20 protein-coding genes are annotated in these 18904 nt (G+C 59.3%); 17 read left to right on the top strand and 3 right to left on the bottom strand.

All coding sequences use genetic code 11. From position 1 onward, the window contains the following. The first annotated feature begins 5 nt into the window (after positions 1–5). The 3 genes from FJD38_RS21195 (at position 6) to FJD38_RS21185 (ending at position 2428) form a co-directional block, all read left to right on the top strand. Positions 6–1046 carry a methionine synthase gene (locus tag FJD38_RS21195; RefSeq protein WP_146387313.1) on the top strand — a complete coding sequence of 347 codons (1041 nt, stop codon included), beginning with the start codon at positions 6–8 and terminating at the stop codon, positions 1044–1046. Positions 1047–1055: 9 nt separating this feature from the next. Beyond that, a complete protein-coding gene (locus tag FJD38_RS21190; RefSeq protein ID WP_146387311.1) occupies positions 1056–1565 on the top strand; it encodes a flavin reductase family protein in 510 nt (169 codons plus the stop codon). Between the two features lie 236 nt (positions 1566–1801). Next, a complete protein-coding gene (locus tag FJD38_RS21185; protein WP_146387309.1) occupies positions 1802–2428 on the top strand; it encodes a TetR/AcrR family transcriptional regulator in 627 nt (208 codons plus the stop codon). A 102-nt stretch (positions 2429–2530) separates the two neighbouring features. On the opposite strand, the gene FJD38_RS21180 is transcribed toward FJD38_RS21185, so the two are convergent. After that, positions 2531–5269, bottom strand: coding sequence for a beta-glucosidase (locus FJD38_RS21180; protein WP_146387307.1), 2739 nt, complete (start codon positions 5267–5269; stop codon positions 2531–2533). Between the two features lie 463 nt (positions 5270–5732). Between FJD38_RS21180 and FJD38_RS21175 the strand changes: the two genes are divergently transcribed. The 12 genes from FJD38_RS21175 (at position 5733) to gspD (ending at position 15958) form a co-directional block, all read left to right on the top strand. After that, complete coding sequence (locus FJD38_RS21175) at positions 5733–5960, top strand: hypothetical protein (protein WP_122785600.1); 228 nt, start codon at positions 5733–5735, stop codon at positions 5958–5960. 84 nt (positions 5961–6044) lie between these two features. Then, entirely contained in the window at positions 6045–7769 is a 1725-nt protein-coding gene (gene gspE, locus FJD38_RS21170; protein WP_146387305.1) for a type II secretion system ATPase GspE, read from the top strand. Positions 7770–7771: 2 nt separating this feature from the next. After that, complete coding sequence (gene gspF / locus FJD38_RS21165; protein ID WP_146387303.1) at positions 7772–8974, top strand: type II secretion system inner membrane protein GspF; 1203 nt, start codon at positions 7772–7774, stop codon at positions 8972–8974. Between the two features lie 10 nt (positions 8975–8984). Next, the gene (gspG, locus tag FJD38_RS21160; protein WP_146387302.1) at positions 8985–9410 is read left to right on the top strand and encodes a type II secretion system major pseudopilin GspG; all 426 of its coding nucleotides are present in this window, start codon (positions 8985–8987) and stop codon (positions 9408–9410) included. Position 9411: 1 nt separating this feature from the next. Then, the gene (locus tag FJD38_RS21155) at positions 9412–9849 is read left to right on the top strand and encodes a GspH/FimT family pseudopilin (protein WP_122785588.1); all 438 of its coding nucleotides are present in this window, start codon (positions 9412–9414) and stop codon (positions 9847–9849) included. Between the two features lie 29 nt (positions 9850–9878). Further along, positions 9879–10214 (top strand): general secretion pathway protein GspI, encoded by a 336-nt coding sequence (locus tag FJD38_RS21150; protein WP_122785601.1) that lies wholly within the window; start codon positions 9879–9881, stop codon positions 10212–10214. Then, complete coding sequence (locus FJD38_RS21145) at positions 10211–10822, top strand: prepilin-type N-terminal cleavage/methylation domain-containing protein (protein ID WP_146387300.1); 612 nt, start codon at positions 10211–10213, stop codon at positions 10820–10822. The genes FJD38_RS21150 and FJD38_RS21145 overlap by 4 nt, the downstream gene beginning before the upstream one ends. Next, positions 10819–11541: a general secretion pathway protein GspK gene (locus FJD38_RS21140; protein WP_146387298.1), complete on the top strand. Its 723-nt coding sequence runs from the start codon at positions 10819–10821 to the stop codon at positions 11539–11541. The genes FJD38_RS21145 and FJD38_RS21140 overlap by 4 nt, the downstream gene beginning before the upstream one ends. After that, positions 11538–12569, top strand: coding sequence for a PilN domain-containing protein (locus FJD38_RS21135; RefSeq protein ID WP_146387296.1), 1032 nt, complete (start codon positions 11538–11540; stop codon positions 12567–12569). The genes FJD38_RS21140 and FJD38_RS21135 overlap by 4 nt, the downstream gene beginning before the upstream one ends. Continuing rightward, positions 12559–13197, top strand: a complete 639-nt coding sequence (gene gspM, locus FJD38_RS21130; RefSeq protein ID WP_146387294.1) for a type II secretion system protein GspM — start codon at positions 12559–12561, stop codon at positions 13195–13197. The genes FJD38_RS21135 and gspM overlap by 11 nt, the downstream gene beginning before the upstream one ends. After that, complete coding sequence (locus tag FJD38_RS21125) at positions 13194–13706, top strand: general secretion pathway protein GspN (RefSeq protein WP_146387292.1); 513 nt, start codon at positions 13194–13196, stop codon at positions 13704–13706. The genes gspM and FJD38_RS21125 overlap by 4 nt, the downstream gene beginning before the upstream one ends. Next, positions 13703–15958, top strand: coding sequence for a type II secretion system secretin GspD (gene gspD / locus FJD38_RS21120; RefSeq protein ID WP_158637868.1), 2256 nt, complete (start codon positions 13703–13705; stop codon positions 15956–15958). Before FJD38_RS21125 ends, gspD begins: the two co-directional genes overlap by 4 nt. 18 nt (positions 15959–15976) lie before the next feature. Here gspD and FJD38_RS21115 read toward each other — a convergent pair whose 3' ends face one another. Continuing rightward, a complete protein-coding gene (locus FJD38_RS21115; protein WP_146387290.1) occupies positions 15977–16459 on the bottom strand; it encodes a nucleoside deaminase in 483 nt (160 codons plus the stop codon). 18 nt (positions 16460–16477) lie between these two features. Then, entirely contained in the window at positions 16478–17137 is a 660-nt protein-coding gene (locus FJD38_RS21110; protein WP_146387289.1) for an ankyrin repeat domain-containing protein, read from the bottom strand. A 109-nt stretch (positions 17138–17246) separates the two neighbouring features. Here FJD38_RS21110 and FJD38_RS21105 point away from each other — a divergent pair, with 109 nt between their 5' ends. Then, complete coding sequence (locus FJD38_RS21105) at positions 17247–18104, top strand: LysR family transcriptional regulator (protein WP_146387288.1); 858 nt, start codon at positions 17247–17249, stop codon at positions 18102–18104. A gap of 58 nt (positions 18105–18162) precedes the next feature. After that, on the top strand, positions 18163–18723 hold the full coding sequence (locus FJD38_RS21100) for a nucleotidyltransferase family protein (protein ID WP_122785597.1): 561 nt from the start codon (positions 18163–18165) through the stop codon (positions 18721–18723). Positions 18724–18904 lie beyond the last annotated feature (181 nt).

Raw genomic sequence — 18904 nt, 5'->3', positions numbered from 1 at the left:
CTTTCATGAAAAAATTACTACCCACTTCAACTGCTGGCAGCTTGCCTAAACCGTCCTGGCTTGCACAACCCGAGACACTGTGGTCGCCCTGGAAACTGCAAGAAGAAACATTGGCTGAAGGCAAACAGGATGCTTTGCTTTTGTCATTGCAAGCACAACAACAGGCGGGCATCGATATTGTCAGTGACGGTGAACAGACTCGCCAACACTTTGTCACGACCTTTATTGAACACCTCAACGGCGTTGATTTTGAAAAACGCGAGACGGTCAGAATTCGTGACCGTTACGATGCCAGCGTACCGACGGTCGTGGGGGCCGTAAGTCGGCAAAAATCCGTGTTTGTCGAAGATGCCAAGTTTTTACGTCAGCACACAGGCCAACCTATTAAATGGGCGCTGCCTGGCCCCATGACGATGATCGATACCCTGCATGACGCTCATTATAAAAGCCGCGAAAAACTGGCTTGGGAATTTGCCAAGATTCTCAATGAAGAAGCCCATGAATTAGAAGCTGCCGGCGTGGATATTATCCAGTTCGACGAGCCCGCTTTTAATGTGTTCTTTGATGAGGTGAATGAGTGGGGGGTGGCCACTTTAGAACGGGCCATTGAAGGCCTGAAATGTGAAACGGCGGTGCATATTTGCTATGGCTATGGCATCAAGGCCAATACCGACTGGAAAAAAACACTGGGGTCAGAATGGCGTCAATATGAAGAAGCGTTCCCCAAGCTGCAAAAATCCAGCATCGACATCATTTCACTGGAGTGCCATAACTCGCATGTCCCTATGGAACTCATGGAACTGATTCGCGGTAAAAAAGTAATGGTGGGGGCAATCGATGTGGCGTCTCACAGTATTGAAACACCCGAGCAAGTCGCCAACACCCTGCGACAAGCCCTGAAGTTCGTCGATGCCGACAAACTGTATCCCTGCACCAACTGTGGTATGGCGCCTCTCCCTCGCCAAATCGCAAGAGGCAAGTTACAGGCATTGACTGCAGGTGCGGACATCGTCCGAAGAGAACTTCAAACGAGTGCCCCCTATTAAGGCTTGTTCATGTCTCTTACCTGCATGGCTATCGATCCATTGAGTTTTCGCGAAGCCCTGGGGCACTACGCCTCAGGTATTACGGTGATCACCTCTTGCGTTGAAGGCGAACCGATAGGCTTCACTTGCCAGTCGTTCTATAGCGTGTCGATGAATCCGCCGCTGGTGTCGTTCAGTGTCATGGCCCGTTCGGCCAGCTATCCCCGGATACGCCAGGCAGGTCGATTCGCCGTCAATATCCTGTCCGCTGAACAAGTCAGTATTTCCAACCAGTTCGCTCTTCGGGGCACGGACAAATGGCACGGTGTCGAGTGGCAGGCATCACCACTGGGCAATCCGCTGATTGCCGGCAGCCTGCACTGGCTGGATTGCGAAATTCACGCCGAATACGTCGCGGGTGATCACTTGATCGTGATGGGTGAAGTGAAAGCGTTAAACCTGCAAGTAGCAGCGTCGACGCAGCCGTTGCTGTATTACAAAGGGCAATACTGCAACCTCGCGGCCAGCAGTGCCGTTTGAGCGCTGATCTGCGAGGCCCTCTTCGTGCAGAAACCCCAGCCAGTGCCTTAACCTGACCGAGTGGAACGGTTGGGGCCATTGGCCTGCACCTGGGGCTGGCCATTTTCGCTTGATTAAAATCAGTTGCACCGTTACACAAGTGACCTGTCGAGGTATGGGGCCGCACGCCTATACAATGTGCACCTGCTCGAATCGCTGCAAGACCTGAAACGAAGGGAAGCGCCAGGAAATCACTTATGCCCGAAAATACATCAGACACTGCCCCCCGAACACGCCGAGCGCCCAAAGGCGAGAAACGTCGCGAAGAACTGCTGGATGCCGCACTGGTCATGTTCTCAATCAAGGGGTATGCCGGGGCGTCGATTGCCGGGATTGCCGAACACGTCGGCATCTCGGTCGCCGGTGTGCTTCATCATTTCCCCAACAAAGTCTCACTGCTGATGGCGGTGCTGACCCGGCGCGACGAAATTAACCAGAGAGCCTCCGACGCGGCACAGACTGAGCCGACGCTCGATGGTTTTATTGAAGGGTTGCAGCAGATCAATCGATCGAACGCGACAGCGCCGGGTGTGATTCGGGCGTTCAGTATTCTCAATGCCGAGAGCCTGGTGGACACCCATCCGGCCTGGGAGTGGTATCAGTCGCGCTACCAGGCTATCCATGAGCGGATGCGCGCCCGCCTCGACCATCTGGTGGTAGCGGGTGAAGTGCGCGGGGATGTGGATCTGGATGCAACGATTGCCCACGTGCTGGCCATGATGGACGGCTTGCAGTTGCAGTGGCTGCGGTTTCCGGAAAAAGTCGACCTGATCTCGCGCTTTGAAAGCTTTATGGCTTCGGTCAAGCGGGACATTAAAGCCTGAAGCCCCGAGGTGATCCTTTATCGCTGGATCACCCCGGGGCTTCGGCTCATTTCAGTGGCAACAAAACCGAGGGCTGGCTTTCACGCCCTGGCGCCCCTACGGTCAGTAGTCAGCGTTGCCTTCGTAATCGGCATCACCGTTATTGTCATTGACGTTCTCGCTCTGGTCGAAAACACCGCCGGTCGTGACGGCTGGCAGCGTGACTTTGACCGAGTTCAAGGCCGAACGGGGCAACGGGTTGCTGGTGGTGGTAGACAGTTCCTGACGGAATGAGTTGACCAGCTTGGCGTGCAAACGAATGTCATCCGATGCGGCACCCAGGCTGATGTTAAAGGTGTCGGCATCGACCACCCACTGCTTGCTCTTGTCGTCGAAGTAAGCCAGCGAACGATCATTCAGTTCGATGGTGACGTGACGGGTTTCACCCGGTTTCAGGAAGACTTTCTTGTAACCCTTGAGTTCTTTGACCGCGCGTTCAACGGTAGGGTTCTGCTGACCGACATACAGCTCAGCCACTTCGGAGCCGGCGCGCTGGCCGCTGTTGGTCAGGTCGAAGGAGACCTTGATCGGCGTATTGCCCACCGCAACACCCGGCGTCACCGAGATGTTGTTGTAGGTGAAGTGGGTATACGACAGGCCGTGGCCGAAAGCGAACAACGGCTTGGTGCCGGTTTTGTCGTAACCGCGATAGCCCAGCATGGTCAGGTCGTTCTTGTAGCTGATTTCTTTCAGGGTGCGGGTGTTGTCGAAGTTCGGGAAGTCCGCGTACAACGGGTTGTCTTCGATGTTGCGTTCGATGCTGATCGGCAACTTGCCAGACGGGTTGACCTTGCCGAATAGAATTTCAGCCAATGCCTGACCGCCGTTTTGCCCCGGATAGAACGCATGCAGCGCAGCCGGCACCTGATCGATCCAGTCGCTCATCTTCAAGCCGGTACCGCCGTGCAGAGTGACGATGGTGTTGGGGTTGGCCTTGGCGATGTTACGAATCAGCTCGTTCTGGTACTCAGGCAAGTCGAAGCTGTGGTCGAAACCTTCACCTTCGTATTCGTTGCTGTTACCCACGGCAACCACTACAGCGTCGTATTTGGACAGGTCCTGGGGTGCGGCCAGCGAAGCCCAGGCCATTTGTACGCCTACCAGTCCGCCCATGGTGGACAGGAAACCGTCGCGACGCGAGTACTCAAGCTTCACGTCATAAGACTTGCCGGCTTGCAGCTTGATCTTGCCCGACACCGGAATGGTCGGCGGGATGCTCTTGTTGGTGATGTTTTCGCCATCGCCATTGTCGATGATCTTTTCACCATTGACCCACAAACGCACGGCACCGTCAGCGCGCACCTTGAACACCTGCTCGCCGCTGGTGACCGGTGTCATCTGGCCGCTCCAACGAATCGAGGTGTTGGCCGTATCGCCGTTGCTAGGCAGATCGTCGGTGGACCAGTCCATGTTGACGTAGCTGTCGATGCGCGTCGCCGTCGGGTCACCGGACCAGTTGGCATTGGCAAAGTACTCGGTTTTCATGCCGGCTACAGCGTTGCCCTTGCTGTCGTGGGTCGTCCACTGCGACGCGGTCGGGTCCAGCGACAGGCCATCAAGAAACTCGACTTTGGCGCCGGGAGCCATTTGCTGCAAACCGCTCAGCTCACTGATGTAACGGGTGGCGTCAACGTGGGCACTGCCGAAGCCGGTGGGCGGCGCGTACTTGGCCAGATCACCGACCACTGCGATGCGTTTGACCTTGGCCTTGTCCAGCGGCAATACGTCGTTGTGGTTCTTGAGCAGCACGATGCCTTCACGGGCGATGTTCAGCGCAACTTTGTTACTGGTAGCGCTGTTCATGTTGTGCGTGGTCAGCGGTGCGAACTTGTCGAACTGGTACAGGTAGATGTTCTTGAGGATGCGGCGAACCTTGTCATCAACGGTTGCCATGTCCAGCTCGCCACTGTCCAGATACGGCTTGAGCACCGAGCTGTTCATCTGGCCACCCATCATGTCCAGGTCGGAGCCTGCCTGAGCCGCCGGCAGACCGTGGACAATGGCGTTGTAGTCGCTTTGTACCAGACCTTTGTAACCCCACTCTTTTTTCAGGATCTGGGCGATCAGGTGTTTGTTTTCGCACGCGTACTCGCCATTCACCTTCTGGAACGCACACATCATCATTGCCACAGTGCTGTTCTTGGTGGCCGATTCAAATGGCGGCAAGGTCAACTCGCGCAGCACACGCTCAGGCATCACCTGATTAAGGATGAAGCGATTGGTTTCCTGGTCGTTGGCCGCATAGTGCTTGGCTTCAGCCCAGACACGGCGCTGCTGGATACCGTTGATGACCGCAGGCCCAAGGCTGGCTCCCAGGAACGGGTCTTCACCGGAGAGGTATTCAAACGCACGACCGCTCCACGGCATGCGATAGAGGTTCATGCCCGGCCCCGTGACGAACTGATAGCCGCCGGTGGCGGTGTCGTAACCCAGCGCACGGCCAAAGTCGATGGCGCGACGCGGGTTGAAGGTGGCTGCCAGGTTTTGGCCGGACGGATAGACCACACCCGAGTCGTTACCTTCGCTGGTGTAGCGAATCCCGGCGCCGCCGTCGGCACCATGAATCTGCGGCACGCCGTATTGCGTCAGTGGTTTAACGTCCCAGCCACCGATCCCGCCGATGTAGGCCAACTTCTCTTCCTGGGTCATCTTGGCCAGGGTTTTTTCGGCGGCCTTGTCAGCACGAACTTCCTTGGCGGCCAATTGCTCTTGAGTCGTGGTCGACGCCGCGTTGGCGTGCCCGACTGCAAGAGCCAACAAAGCCAGTGCCGAATGAGCACCTAAAGTTCTACGGGTTCGCATCAGAATAACGCTCCATATATCGCCGCGCGCAATTGCCGCAGTTGACAGGCCAAACCTCTTTATTCAAGGCAATAGTTCGCCTATACCGAGGCTTCAAACAGAAACAGCGGACAAAGAAAAATGACGCACCTGCAAGCAATGAACTTGGGCGACAGACTAAATAAAAACAAAGTTACTGGCACAGTGCCAGTTAATAGCGCGGTAGACCCCCGCTCCATTTAAATTAAGGCAGTTGTTTTTAGTTGAAGTCAAACAAAAATATACATTTGGTAAAATATTGAAATTTTTTGATACATTTGCTGAACTCTTCCTAAACCAACATGTCTGTAGGTTTAGTGAATTTGTCGACGACCCTTGCAACCCTCTGAATTCGGGCACCTGAGAAGGAATCGCCTTGGACGGAGCCGTTGCACAGCAAAGTTGCCATCATTTCAACACTGCCACCCGCACGGAGATATTTAATATGAAATTGCCACTACTTGGTGCTGTCGCTGCCATGACATTCGCAATAGCCACTACGGCAATGGCTGCAGAATCGAATACGACAGATACCGCATCAGGCGCACCTGACTCCACCGTAATGACTCAGACCAAAAAGGAAAAAGTCGATAACAAGGCACATAAACAAGTTAAAGCGGACGAAAACAAACGCGGTCGCCCGACAGCAAAATCCGACACTCGCAACAACTAACGTTATTCGCACTTAATTATTACCCACGAATGACAAGGGTCTTGATTTAGTCCCTTGTTGTTCGTCGTTATTTGAAGTCACTTCGTGCCCACATCTTTGATTCCCGTCCACCTCGAACACCTGAGTGAGCACTCGGCTCATGCCTTGTGTGCCTGGTTATTGGCCCATGCAGGCCTCAAGACCGGTGACCTGGACCGGGCACGCCGTCTGGCACAAGAATCTGCGGGCAGTTCATTGACTGAGCTGCTGACACGCCTGGGGCTGGTGTCCGAACTGGACGTAGCCCGGGCATGGGCCTCGACCCTTGGCGCACCGCTGCTGATGGCGGACGCCGTACCGCTGCCCGTCGATGCGCTGCCAAGCCTCAGTGAGCGTTTTATGCGTCATCACCGACTGCTGCCGATCGGCACCCATGCTGACGGTGTGCATGTGTTGACGGCCAACCCCGGCAACGCCTATGCGTTACAAGCCGTGCGCTACGCCTGCCAGACGCCGGTGTATGTGTCGGTAGGGCTGGCCAGCGACGTGGACGTGCTGATCGAACGATTCTACGGTCAGGGCCGCTCGGCCATGGGCTCGCTGATCGAGACGCTGGACGAGCATAGCGGCGCCGAAGATGACATCGAACATCTCAAAGACCTGGCCTCGGAAGCGCCGGTGATCCGTCTGGTCAACCTGATCCTGCAACGCGCAGTCGAACAGCGCGCCTCCGACATCCACATTGAGCCCTTCGAAAGCCAACTCAAAGTGCGTTACCGCATTGACGGTGTGCTGCACGAATCCGAGGCGCCGCCCTCCAGCTCTTCGGCCGCCATTATTTCGCGCCTGAAAATTCTGGCCCGGCTGGACATTGCCGAGCGCCGCTTGCCTCAGGACGGCCGGATCATGTTGCGCATTCAAGGCAAGGAGCTGGACCTGAGGGTCAGTACGGTGCCCACCAGTTTCGGCGAGTCAGTGGTGATGCGCCTGCTCGACCGTCAGACCGTCAGTTTCGACTTTCCCAGCCTGGGCATGGACGGCGAGCGCTTGCAGAACTTTCTCGACGTGCTGGAAAACCCCCACGGCATTCTGCTGGTCACCGGCCCCACCGGCTCGGGCAAGACCACCACCCTGTATACCGCGCTGTCACGCCTCAATACCGCCGAACGCAAGATCATTACGGTCGAAGATCCGGTGGAGTATCAGCTCGAAGGCATCAACCAGATTCAGGTCAAGCCTTCCATTGGCCTCGACTTCGCCGGTGCACTGCGCTCCATTGTGCGTCAAGACCCGGACGTGATCATGATCGGTGAAATGCGCGACCTGGAAACCTGCCGCATCGCCATTCAGTCTTCGCTCACCGGCCACCTTGTACTCTCCACCCTGCACACCAACAGCGCAGCTGCGAGTATCACGCGGCTGCTCGACATGGGGGTCGAAAGCTACCTGATCGCCTCAACGGTCAAAGGCATTCTGGCCCAGCGACTGGTGCGCAGGCTCGATCCCGCCACGCGCATCGCTTTCGAAGCACCCGCCGAACTGGTGGCGGCCCATGGGCTGGAGCGCTTTACCGATCAACGTCCAATCATGCTCTACCAACCCGCCAGCGATCAGGCCAACGGCGGTTATCACGGGCGCAGTGCGATCACTGAACTGTTGGTGATGAACGAAGAACTGCGCAGCCTGCTAATGCGTCAGGCCGATGCCTCAACCCTCGAACAGGCCGCCCGCCGCGGCGGCTTGCGTACGCTCTACGAAGAAGGGTTGCGGCAGGCCGTGGCCGGTGTCACGTCACTCGAAGAGGTGCTGCGTGTGACACGCGGCGATTGATCATGGCGCATTTCAAATACCGCGCACTGGACGCCGATGGCGTTGCGCAAAACGGCACACTGCAAGCCGCTGACCAAAGCGCAGCGGCGGCCACCCTGCAAAAACGCGGACTGTTGCTGCTCAGCCTGCAAAACAGTGCCAGCAGCGGGCCGGGCATTGTTATGCGGCGCAGTGCCCTGAGCGGTGCGGCGCTGGTCAGTTTTACCCAGCAGTTGGCCACGCTGATCGGTGCCGGCCAGCCACTGGAGCGGGCGCTGGGCACGCTGTTGCGACAGAACCATGATGCAAAGCGTCAGGCCCTGCTGGAACGCGTGCGCGAGCAAGTCAAAGCGGGCAAGCCTTTGAGTCAGGCGCTGGAAGAGGAGCACGGGCAGTTTTCCAGCCTCTACATCAGCATGGTGCGTGCCGGTGAAGCCGGGGGTTCGCTGGAGAACACCCTGCGTCAGCTCAGCGACTACCTGGAACGCAGCCAGAAACTGCGCGGCGAAGTCATCAATGCACTGATTTATCCGATCTTTTTGGTGGTCGGCGTCCTCGGCTCGCTGGCGTTGCTGCTGGCCTATGTTGTGCCGCAGTTTGTGCCGATCTTTCGCGACCTGGGCGTGCCCATTCCGCTGATCACGCAGGCCATATTGTGGCTCGGCGAATTTTTGAGTGCCTACGGCCTGCTACTGCTGGGGGCCAGTGTGGCGTCGATCTGGGGCATTGCAGTGTTGAGGCGTGACCCACAACGGCGTCAGCGACACGACCGCCGCATATTGACGCTAAAGGTCATCGGCCCGTTGTTGCAACGTGTCGAAGCCGCCCGACTGGCCCGCACCCTGGGAACCTTGCTGAACAACGGCGTGCCCCTGCTTCAGGCCATGAGCATTGTTCGCCAAGTGTGTGGCAACCATGCGCTGCGTGCTCAGGTCGAACATGCCACCGACTGGGTCAAGGCTGGCGGCACCCTGGCTCAGGCTTTCGGTGAGCAACCGCTGTTGCCCGAGCTGGCTCTGCAAATGATTGAGGTCGGCGAACAGGCCGGCAACCTCGACAGCATGCTGCTCAAAGTCGCCGACGTTTTCGATGTCGAGGCCAAGCGTGGCATCGACCGCATGCTTGCAGCACTCGTACCCAGTTTGACCGTGATCATGGCCGTCATGGTGGCGGTGATCATGCTGGCCATCATGCTCCCGCTGATGAGCCTGACCAGTAATATTTGAGGAAACCCCTATGACTCGATTCAAACCCGCCCAACGCCGTCGTCAGGGCGGATTCACCCTGCTGGAAATGCTCGCGGTGATTGTACTGCTGGGGATTGTGGCCACCATTGTGGTGCGTCAGGTCGGCGGTAACGTCGACAAAGGCAAGTACGGCGCCGGCAAGGCTCAACTGGCCAGCCTCGGCATGAAAGTCGAAAGCTACGGCCTGGATGTCGGCACGCCCCCGGCCAATTTGCAGCAGCTGATCACCAAGCCTGCCAACAGCAGCGGTTGGGCCGGGCCGTACGCCAAACCGAGCGACCTCAAGGACCCGTTCGGCCATCCATTCGGCTACCGATACCCCGGTGAGCACGGCAGCTTCGACCTGATATTCTTCGGTCAAGATGGTCAACCCGGCGGCGATGGCTACAAGGCCGACCTGGGTAACTGGGAATAACATGCGCCCCCTGCCCCGCACGCGCGGCTTTACCCTGTTCGAGTTGCTGGTGGTGATTGCCCTGATCGGCATCAGCATCGCGCTGGTGGGCTTAGGCGTGGGCAAAGGCCTGCACAGCGCCCATGAGCGCCGCGCGTTGAGCGAGGTGGTTCATGCGCTGCGCGCGGCACGGGTTCAGGCCATCGTGACGGGGCAGCCGGCGCAGACTCGTTTTGATCTGAACAGCGGCCGCTTTCAGGGGCCCCTGCAAAAAGTCCGGCAGTTGCCCGCAGACATGCACGTGCAACTGCACACCGCAGAAGGGCTCGGTTCGGCGTTTGAGTTTTACCCGGATGGCGGCTCCAGCGGCGGCAATCTGTTGCTGACACGCGACGCCCAACAGTGGCGGGTCGATATAAATTGGCTTACCGGCAGCGTTCAGTTGCGTGCGCTCAAGTGAACGGCCAGCGAGGTTTTACCTTGTTGGAGATGCTTGCCGCCCTCGCCGTGCTGGCGGTGTGCAGCAGTGTTTTGGTGGCCGCGTTCGGGCAGAGCGCCCGCGCCCTGCAACAGGCACAACGCAGTGATCGGCTGAGCTTGACAGCGCGCTCACTGATGGCCGAAGCCAACGTGGGCCGCTTGCAGGCGGGCGTCACGGAAGGACGCTGGTCGGGGGTGACGTGGCGGCTGAATGTCAGTGCGCTAGCGGCAGGCAATGCCCCGCTTACGGCCTGGCGACTCGAGCTTGAGCTCAGCGACGGCACTCGGCACGCGCACTACAGCACGCTGCAAGTGCGCAGTGCCGGTTCGGGGGTGAACCCATGAAGCGTGCTGCGCAAGGTTTTACGTTGCTCGAAGTGCTGGTGGTGTTGAGCCTGCTTGGCATTTTGCTGGCCCTGATTGCAGGGGCGATCACCGGCGCCAATCGAGCGATGGTCAAGGCCGAACGCTACAGCACGCGACTGGATGAGGTGCGCTCCACGCAGAACTTTCTGCACACCGCCATCGGCCAGACGTTACCGCTGGCAGCCTCCGGCCCCGATGCTACGCAGGCGCCGGTGTTCGTCGGCGAGCGACACAGCGTGCATTTTTACGCGCCGCTCTCGGCCCATCTGGGCGGCGGTTTGTATCGCTACAGCGTGACGCTGGCGGCGGGTCAACGGTTGCAGGTGATTGTGCAACGTCTGCGCAATCAGGCTTTGCTGCCTGCGCAAGAACCGCAGGTGCTGCTGCATCAAGTGCACAGCGTGAACTTCAGCTATCGCGGCATCTCGCCCAAAGGTGAGGCCACCGACTGGCTGGACCACTGGCCCTGGCCCGCACGCTTGCCGATCAGTGTGCGCGTCGATGTACAGCTGGCAGGGCCGGTGACGTGGCCGTTGCAAAGTATCGACCTGCGCCTTGATCTGGCATCTGAGGCTCGAACGTTATGAAGCGCCAGCGCGGTGTGGCGCTGTTGTTGGTGCTATGGGTGCTGGCGCTGCTGAGCACCTTGCTGGCCGGACTGGTGGGCTGGGTGCATCTGCAAAATCGGCAAGCCTTATGGCAGCGCCAACAGACCCAGGCACTGCTGGCGGCCGAAGCGGGCATCGGGATGGCAGTGCTGGCGCAACTGGACCGCGACCCCGTGCGCCACTGGCGTGCAGACGGTCAACCGCATGCGCTGCAGTTTGACGAAGCCTCGTTGGCGGTCAGCCTGACCAGCGAAGCGGGAAAGCTGGACATTAACGCAGCTCCCGTCGACTCGTTGGCACGGCTGGTAGTGGCCTGCGGCGGCTCGGCCGAGCAATCCGCGCAACTGTCGCAAGCCCTGAACCAGCGCCGTAGAGGCGAGCGGGCACCCCTGCGCACGATTGAGGAAGTGCGCGAACTGGCGGGCATGGATCAGCACCGCTACACCTGCGCCAGTGCGCACCTGACCCTGTGGAGCGGACTGCCCGCACCGGATGCGCGCCTGGCTTCGCCCTGGTTACGCCGTGCTCTGAAACTGCCTCAAAGCAGCGGTACGACCACGCAGGCTGGCCCCGTCATCACCCTGCAAAGCCGGGCAACATTACCCGGCGGCTTTAGCAAAACGCTCAGCGTCACGCTGTTACTGAACCCATCGAAGGAGGGTGTGAGGCCTTACCGGGTCCTGCGCTGGCAAGAATGAAGCACTTACTTTCAAAGCGACTCGCCCCGCTCCAGGCTGACCTAAATGGCCAATGGCGGGACAGCCGTGCCCGACAGTTATGGCTGGCATGGCTGAACGAACTGCACGCCCTGTTACCTGCGGCTGCGCGAGCGCGATTATTCAAGCAGGCAAACGAGCGATTGATCCACTGGCCATTGACCGGGCCGATTGATGTGCATGAAAACGAGCGGCTGATTCTGGTCTTGCCAGTGAACATGCTGCTGACCCAGACGCTGTTGCTGCCCACCGCGGCCTTGCGGGATCTGCACAGCGTCATTGGCTTTGAGCTGGATAAATACACGCCCTTCCCTCGCGATCAGATGCACTACGTCGCCCGTGTCACCGGTAAGCTCGGGGCACAGGCGCAGGTGCTGCTCGTCGCGATTTTGCGCGAACGGCTGCAACCGGTGATCGACGCCTGCACGGCACAAGGGCTGGCGTTGCATGCTGTCGACGGGCTCGATGGCGATGGCCGGCTATTGGGCGTTGACGTGTTGCCCACTGAACAGAAACCACCGCGCCGCCGACACGCTCGATTACCCCGCTGTCTGGCGCTGGCGTGCTGCCTGTTGCTGATCAGTTGCATGGCGCTCTGGCTGAATGCACGCACACGCATGGTCGAAGCCATGCAGCAGCGTGTCGAGGAACAACGCGAAGAGGTGCAGGCGGTGCAAAATCTGCGCCGCGAATTGAGCAATACCCAGGGCGCCGCACAGTATCTGGCCCGCAACAAAGCCGCGCAGCCAACCCTGTCCAGTGTATTGGTCGACCTCACCGGCTGCCTCGGTGCCGACACCTGGGTCGAACAACTGGAAATCGCTGACGGCGGTGGCGTCTCCCTTTCCGGGCAAAGCGCCAAGGCCAGCGCATTGATCACCCGTATGAAGGACTGCAAGACCCTCGATGACGTGCAGTTCCAGGGCATCATCCAGCCCGATGCCGACACCGGCAAAGAGCGGTTTTCCCTGCGCGCGCAACTGCGCAAGGAGGCCACTGATGCGCCGTGAATTAACCCCGCGCGAGCGCCGTGGTGCGGCCTTGATCGTGCTGACCTTGTTGCTTTGGGCCGCCTGGTGGCTGCTGGTGCAAAGCTGGTTTCTCGACCCGTTGAATGACCTTGAGGAACAGGCCGACACCCTGCGTGCGCAACAGCAACGCTATGCCGGGATCGTGCAACAACGCACCGGCCTGCAACAACAGTTGCAGGCCGCGCGCCGCGACCCGTCCAGCCGCTCCAGCCTGCTGCCCGGCGAAGACCCCAGTGCAGTGGCCGCCGACCTGATGCAATACAGCCTCGACCGGGTCAAGGCACACGCCAACCAGGGCCCGGGGTGTCAGGTTACGCAGCGCATGCCCATCACACCGGAGCACGACAGCGCCGAACCGTATCGTCAGGTAAAAGTCAGTCTGACCCTGGACTGCGCGATGGAACCCTTGGCCAACCTGCTGCACGACTTTGAATACGGGCAACCCTTTCTGTTCGTCGATAATCTGAGCCTGCGTCGCGCCACGTCAGCCCCCACCAGTGGCGGCGCTGGACGCTTGCAAGTGCATCTGCTGCTGCGCGGTTATCTGCAACTGGCACCGACGCAGCCAGAACGCCGCCCTGTCACGACCGGGAAGCCTAAAGCATGAGGTTCGACCGTCTTCCTCTCGTGCTACTGATCAGTACAGCCCTGCTCACCGCCACGGCCCTCAGCCTGTTGATGGGGGCGGGCCAGACCGTTGACTGGCTGCCGGCTGGAACCCCACGCCAATCCGCACCGGTCAAGCTACCCCAAGCCCTTCGGCCCCTGCCTTCGCAAGCGCTGGCACTGACCTGGCAACAGTCAATGTTCAGCCCCCAGCGCAGGCCCGATCTGATCACCGGCAAAGGCCAGGGCTCGCTCGACGGAATCCGCCTCACGGGCGTGATCATCACCGGGCAAGCGCAGTGGGTACTGTTGCGCATGCCGGGCAAACACACCCTGAAACTGGCCGTCGGCAGCACGCTCGATAATGGCTGGACGCTGACCGGCGCCTCGCCACAACACGCCACCTTCAGTCATCAGGGCCAGACGCGCGAACTGCGCCTGCCCCTGCTGCGCCTTCCGCCCCCCTCGAAAGCGCCCCTAATTACCCTTCCAGACGTACCCACACCATGAACAATCGCTACCTAGAGTTTCCCCGTTTGCGCAGCCCCCTGCTGTGCCTGGCCACCGCAGTTGCACTGGCCGGTTGCGCCACCACACCGGAGCATTTTGAAAACGACCCGGCGCTGATGCAGGAAGCACTCCAGGGCACCGGGTCGCAGCGTGCGCCCTTGAGCGAACCTGATCGTCTGCCACCGCAGACCGGTGCGAGCGCCAAGGCCTCACCGCGCCAGCAGATCAAAACAGGCAACCAGACATTTGTCCGCCCTCCCGCCCCGGCGGCATCCTCCTCAACTGCAAACACTCCCGCTGACGCAAGCGGCGACATTGTTTTCAACTTCACCAATCAGCCGATCGAAGCCGTGATCAACAGTGTGATGGGCGATTTGTTGCACGAAAACTACAGCATCAATCAGGGCGTCAAAGGCGAGGTCAGTTTCTCGACGTCCAAGCCGGTGAACAAGCAACAGGCGCTGTCGATTCTGGAAACCCTGCTGTCATGGACCGACAACGCAATGATCCGTCAGGGCAGCCGATACGTGATCCTGCCCGCCAATCAGGCGGTGGCGGGCAAACTGGTGCCCGAGATGCCCGTGGCACGCCCCTCCACTGGCCTGTCGGCGCGGCTGTTCCCGTTGCATTACATCTCGGCCACCGAGATGCAGAAACTGCTCAAGCCTTTCGCCCGCGACAACGCCTTTTTGCTGGTCGATCCGGCGCGCAACGTGCTCAGCCTCGCCGGCACACCCGATGAGCTGGCCAACTATCAGGACACCATCGACACCTTCGATGTTGACTGGCTCAAGGGCATGTCTATTGGCGTGTATGGCTTGCAACGGGCCAGCGTGGGTGAGCTGATGCCGCAACTGCAAAAAATCTTCGGTCCTGACAGCGGCATGCCGTTGGCGGGCATGGTGCGTTTTCTGCCCATAGAACGAACCAATTCGGTGGTGGCCATCTCATCGCAACCGCGCTACCTGAGCGAAGTGGGTGACTGGATTCATACCATCGATGAGGGTGGCGGCAATGAGCCGCAAATGTACGTGTACGACGTTCGCAACATGAAGGCCGCTGATCTGGCCAAATACCTGCGCCAGATCTATGGCAACGGCCAGATCAAGGATGAGAGCGCGGCCAAGGTCGCGCCCGGCTTGCGCACCCGTTCCCTGTCCTCTCTCTCGGGTGGCGCCAGCAGCACAAGCGGCATGGGCCTTAACGCCAGTAACGACAGCCAGGGTGAACTGCAACAGAGCGAGGATGACAGCGAAAGTGAGGTGGTCGACGATAACGCCGGGGGCATGGAAGGCACCAGCATTGAGACTGCAACTAGCGAATCGGGCGCCAGCCAACGCCTGGATAACAGCACGCGCATTACGGCGCAGGTCAGCAGCAACCAGTTGCTGATACGCACACGCCCCGCGCAATGGGCCGAGATCGAAGCGGCCGTCAAACGCCTGGACAATGCGCCGATGCAGGTGCAGATCGAAACACGGATTCTCGAAGTCAACCTCAGCGGCGAGCTTGACCTGGGCGTGCAGTGGTATCTGGGTCGTCTGGCCGGCAACTCCGCCAGCACCACCGTGGCCAATGCCTCCGGCAGTCAGGGGGCGCTGGGTGGCGGCGGTGCGGGGTTGGGTGCAACCGACTCGTTGTTCTATTCCTTCGTCAGCAGCAACTTGCAAGTGGCGCTGCATGCGCTGGAAACCAACGGCCGAACACAAGTGCTGTCTGCACCGTCGCTGGTGGTCATGAACAACCAACAGGCGCAGATTCAGGTCGGTGACAATATTCCCATCAGCCAGACCACGGTCAATACCAACGTCTCTGACACCACACTGAGCAGCGTTGAATACGTGCAGACCGGGGTCATTCTGGATGTCATGCCGCGCATCAATCCGGGTGGCCTTGTGTACATGGACATCAAGCAGCAGGTCAGTGACGCCAACACCAGCACCACGTCCGACAACAACGGCAACCCGCGTATTTCCACCCGTTCGGTATCCACTCAAGTGGCGGTCCAAAGCGGCCAGACGGTATTGCTCGGGGGGCTGATCAAACAGGACAACAGCGACACGGCGTCAACGGTGCCGTACCTGGGGCGCATTCCGGGGTTGCGCTGGTTGTTCGGCACAACCAGCAAAAGCAAAAAACGCACGGAGCTGATCGTTTTGATCACCCCGCGCGTGGTCACCAGCAACAGCCAGGCGCGACAGGTGACGGATGATTACCGCCAACAGTTGCAACTGATCAAGCCGACGCAATAAAGCACGTCCAGCGCCTGATTATTCGCAACCCGTGTCTCGGGCCTGCTGCACTTGACGAGCCTGCCAGTCGCGATAAATCCCGACCATGGCAGGCCGGCCAAGGTGTTGCACTGGCAACGCCTGATCGCCCAAGGGCAGCGCCATCTGCCGGTAAATCGCAGCGGTAGATAACCCGAAAGGTTCGCCCTGCTCATTGCTGGCGGCATACACCACCCGTGAAATACCGCACAAGTACATTGCGCTTAAACACATGGGGCATGGCTGGCCACTGGCGTAGATCACGCAGCCGTCCAGACGCGCTCCCAGTTGCTGGCTGGCACTGCGTATCGCCAGCATTTCAGCGTGCGCGGTGGGGTCCTGGCTCAGATGAATGCTATTGACGGCTTCAACCTGGACCTGATCGTTTTTCACCAGCACGGCGCCAAAGGGCCGTCCCCCCTCAGCCACATTCCTGGCCGCCAATTCCACGGCCCGGTTCAAGTAATACTCATCGTTATGCATACAAACTCCCGTCATCAATCAGTGTGCACCAGCGTTGCGCAACATGAGGGCAATCTCGTTCTGACCGCGTTTTTGCGCCTGTTGCAACGGGCTCACGCCGTTGCTGTCGGGCAGGTCAAGGTCGGCCCCGGCGTCGATCAACTGGCTGACAATGTGCTGATGGTCTGCCCCGCCGTCAGACAGCACGATGGCCTCCATCATGCAGGTCCAGCCCAGTCGATTGACATGGTTCAGGTCAACCCCGGCGGCAATCAGCAGGCGTACGGTTTCAACATGACCGCGCTCACATGCCGGGATCAGCGCCGTGCCCCCATAGCGGTTAGTGCTCTTGAGGTCGGCTCCATGGGCCAGAACCTGTTGAAGAATTTCATTGTGCCCGCTGGCACCTGCCAACAAGTAAGGACTGTCGTGGATGAGGTTCTTCTGGTTAACGTTGGCACCGGCCGCGATCAGTGCCTGAGCGATGTCAATCTGATTGGCGCGGGTGGCCAGCAGCAGTGCACTGCTGCCATCCAGTGTGCGGACGTTGACGTCGGCACCTTCGCTGATCAATTGCTGCACCCTGCCCAGCTCACCGTCTTTTACAGCCGTGAGCAGAGGCTTGTCGCTTGCCATGACCACCCCCGCCATCAACAGTCCGGCCGTCAGCAACGCTTTTTTACCGACTACCCCCGCCATGGTCTCTGCCTCTTATCAACGAATTGAAAAGCCAGTATGGTCAGCCCCACTAGCATTCTGAAATTAAATATAAACATGCCTTCCAGTGGCTATGCGAATGGCGGTACCCATGTTCGATCCTATTCTGCTACGCAGCTTTATTGCGGTCGTGGACTGCGCCAACTTCACCCGCGCGGCGCAGCGCTTGCACCTCACCCAGTCCACGGTGAGCCAGCAAATACGCCGTCTGGAAGACAGCCTTGGGTGCAAATTGCTTGACCGCGAACAGCGTCGGGTCATGCCCACCCCCGAGGGCGAACGCCTGCTGGCGTATGCGCGACGCATCCTGGCGCTACAAGAAGAAGCCCGCGACGTGCTATCCAATCTGAAAAGTGAAGGGGTATTACGTCTGGGCGTGCCTGAAGACTTTGCTGCTGAACGCCTGATGCCTATCCTCGCGCAATTCGGTCTGGAGCATCCGGGCGTACGACTTGAAGTCACCAGCGGTTTGGGCCCGGATCTGATGCGTCTGTATCGTCAGGGGGAATTCGACCTGTTGCTGGTCAAACAGATGGGCCCGGGCACAGATTGCCTGGGATGCTGGCCAGAGCGCATGTGTTGGGTGGATAGCCGTTCAACCCCCGCGTTGCGACGTGAGCCCTTGCCTCTGGTGGCCTTTCCCGTAGACGGTTTGTACCGCAATGAAATGCTTCATCATTTGGAAATGGGTGGCTGGAACTGGCGCATCAGTTACTCAAGTGCCAGCTTGGCCAGCGTTTGTGCTGCCGTGGCCGCCGGGTTGGGTATCAGTTTGCTGCCAGAGCGAGTCATCAATGCGCAGCATAAAGTGCTGGAAGCGGACAGTGGCCTGCCAGATATTCAGGGCGTATTTTTGGCGCTCTACGGCCTGCAGGGACTCAGCCATGCGGGTAACCTGCTGAAACTGCAACTTGTGACACTTTGCGAAACACTGGCTGCCAGGGGTTAGTCCAATGGCCCCATCGTCAAGCCTGAACATTTCAAAAAATCATCAACAAGGTCTTCCCATGATCACGCCCCACTCGCCTGTCGTCCTAATCCTTGCCGCGGGCCGTTCAACGCGGTTTATCGCGTCGGGTGGCACACTGAACAAGCTGCAGACACCGTTGTGCGGGCTCACCGTACTTGATCATGTCATTCGCGCGGCCCAAGCGTCTGGTTTGCCGTGGCATGTAGTGACCAAGGCCGATGGCGAGGGCATGGGCGACTCCATCGCTGCCGGTGTGCGGGCCACGCCCGACGCGGGTGGCTGGCTGATTTTGCCCGGCGACTTGCCGTTGATTAGCGCCATGAGTCTGCGCAGCGTCGCTGAAGGTCTTGGTTCGGCGCTTGTTGTGGTGCCCACCTGGAATGGGCAAAAGGGCCATCCGGTGGCCTTCGGCGCGGAGTGTTTCAACGAGTTGGCGCAACTCTCTGGTGAGCGTGGGGCGGCACGTATTGTTGAGGCTCATCGAGCCAATAATCAGGTGCTTAGGGTTGCGGTGGCGGATAGAGGCACCGTGCTGGATGTCGATACTGTGGACGACTTGCAGTATGTCCAGTCACTGATGGGAACAGATGGGCAGTAGGTCTAGCTTCTTGCTTTTAGCTTTTAGCTTTTAGCTTCAAAACAATCTCACTGCTGCCACCGAAACAGTGGGGACGACACTGGGGCCCATCACAGGAGGCTGAACGCAGGTGCTGTTATGGGGGTGGCGAGGCAGGACGCCGAGCCAGCCGCGATCGGGCCAAGGATGGCCCGTCGCGGCG

The organism is Pseudomonas saxonica (assembly GCF_007858365.1).
GTDB lineage: Bacteria > Pseudomonadota > Gammaproteobacteria > Pseudomonadales > Pseudomonadaceae > Aquipseudomonas > Aquipseudomonas saxonica.
This window is presented reverse-complemented; position numbering and strand designations above follow the sequence as displayed.

What these genes read in the sequence shown, in the direction of transcription:
- FJD38_RS21195 (WP_146387313.1), top strand. Translation starts at nt 6, where the DNA reads ATGAAAAAATTACTACCCACTTCAACTGCTGGCAGCTTGCCTAAACCG.
- FJD38_RS21190 (WP_146387311.1), top strand. Translation starts at nt 1,056, where the DNA reads ATGTCTCTTACCTGCATGGCTATCGATCCATTGAGTTTTCGCGAAGCC.
- FJD38_RS21185 (WP_146387309.1), top strand. Translation starts at nt 1,802, where the DNA reads ATGCCCGAAAATACATCAGACACTGCCCCCCGAACACGCCGAGCGCCC.
- FJD38_RS21180 (WP_146387307.1), bottom strand. Translation starts at nt 5,269, where the DNA reads ATGCGAACCCGTAGAACTTTAGGTGCTCATTCGGCACTGGCTTTGTTG.
- FJD38_RS21175 (WP_122785600.1), top strand. Translation starts at nt 5,733, where the DNA reads ATGAAATTGCCACTACTTGGTGCTGTCGCTGCCATGACATTCGCAATA.
- gspF (WP_146387303.1), top strand. Translation starts at nt 7,772, where the DNA reads ATGGCGCATTTCAAATACCGCGCACTGGACGCCGATGGCGTTGCGCAA.
- gspG (WP_146387302.1), top strand. Translation starts at nt 8,985, where the DNA reads ATGACTCGATTCAAACCCGCCCAACGCCGTCGTCAGGGCGGATTCACC.
- FJD38_RS21155 (WP_122785588.1), top strand. Translation starts at nt 9,412, where the DNA reads ATGCGCCCCCTGCCCCGCACGCGCGGCTTTACCCTGTTCGAGTTGCTG.
- FJD38_RS21150 (WP_122785601.1), top strand. Translation starts at nt 9,879, where the DNA reads ATGCTTGCCGCCCTCGCCGTGCTGGCGGTGTGCAGCAGTGTTTTGGTG.
- FJD38_RS21145 (WP_146387300.1), top strand. Translation starts at nt 10,211, where the DNA reads ATGAAGCGTGCTGCGCAAGGTTTTACGTTGCTCGAAGTGCTGGTGGTG.
- FJD38_RS21140 (WP_146387298.1), top strand. Translation starts at nt 10,819, where the DNA reads ATGAAGCGCCAGCGCGGTGTGGCGCTGTTGTTGGTGCTATGGGTGCTG.
- FJD38_RS21135 (WP_146387296.1), top strand. Translation starts at nt 11,538, where the DNA reads ATGAAGCACTTACTTTCAAAGCGACTCGCCCCGCTCCAGGCTGACCTA.
- gspM (WP_146387294.1), top strand. Translation starts at nt 12,559, where the DNA reads ATGCGCCGTGAATTAACCCCGCGCGAGCGCCGTGGTGCGGCCTTGATC.
- FJD38_RS21125 (WP_146387292.1), top strand. Translation starts at nt 13,194, where the DNA reads ATGAGGTTCGACCGTCTTCCTCTCGTGCTACTGATCAGTACAGCCCTG.
- gspD (WP_158637868.1), top strand. Translation starts at nt 13,703, where the DNA reads ATGAACAATCGCTACCTAGAGTTTCCCCGTTTGCGCAGCCCCCTGCTG.
- FJD38_RS21115 (WP_146387290.1), bottom strand. Translation starts at nt 16,459, where the DNA reads ATGCATAACGATGAGTATTACTTGAACCGGGCCGTGGAATTGGCGGCC.
- FJD38_RS21110 (WP_146387289.1), bottom strand. Translation starts at nt 17,137, where the DNA reads ATGGCGGGGGTAGTCGGTAAAAAAGCGTTGCTGACGGCCGGACTGTTG.
- FJD38_RS21105 (WP_146387288.1), top strand. Translation starts at nt 17,247, where the DNA reads ATGTTCGATCCTATTCTGCTACGCAGCTTTATTGCGGTCGTGGACTGC.
- FJD38_RS21100 (WP_122785597.1), top strand. Translation starts at nt 18,163, where the DNA reads ATGATCACGCCCCACTCGCCTGTCGTCCTAATCCTTGCCGCGGGCCGT.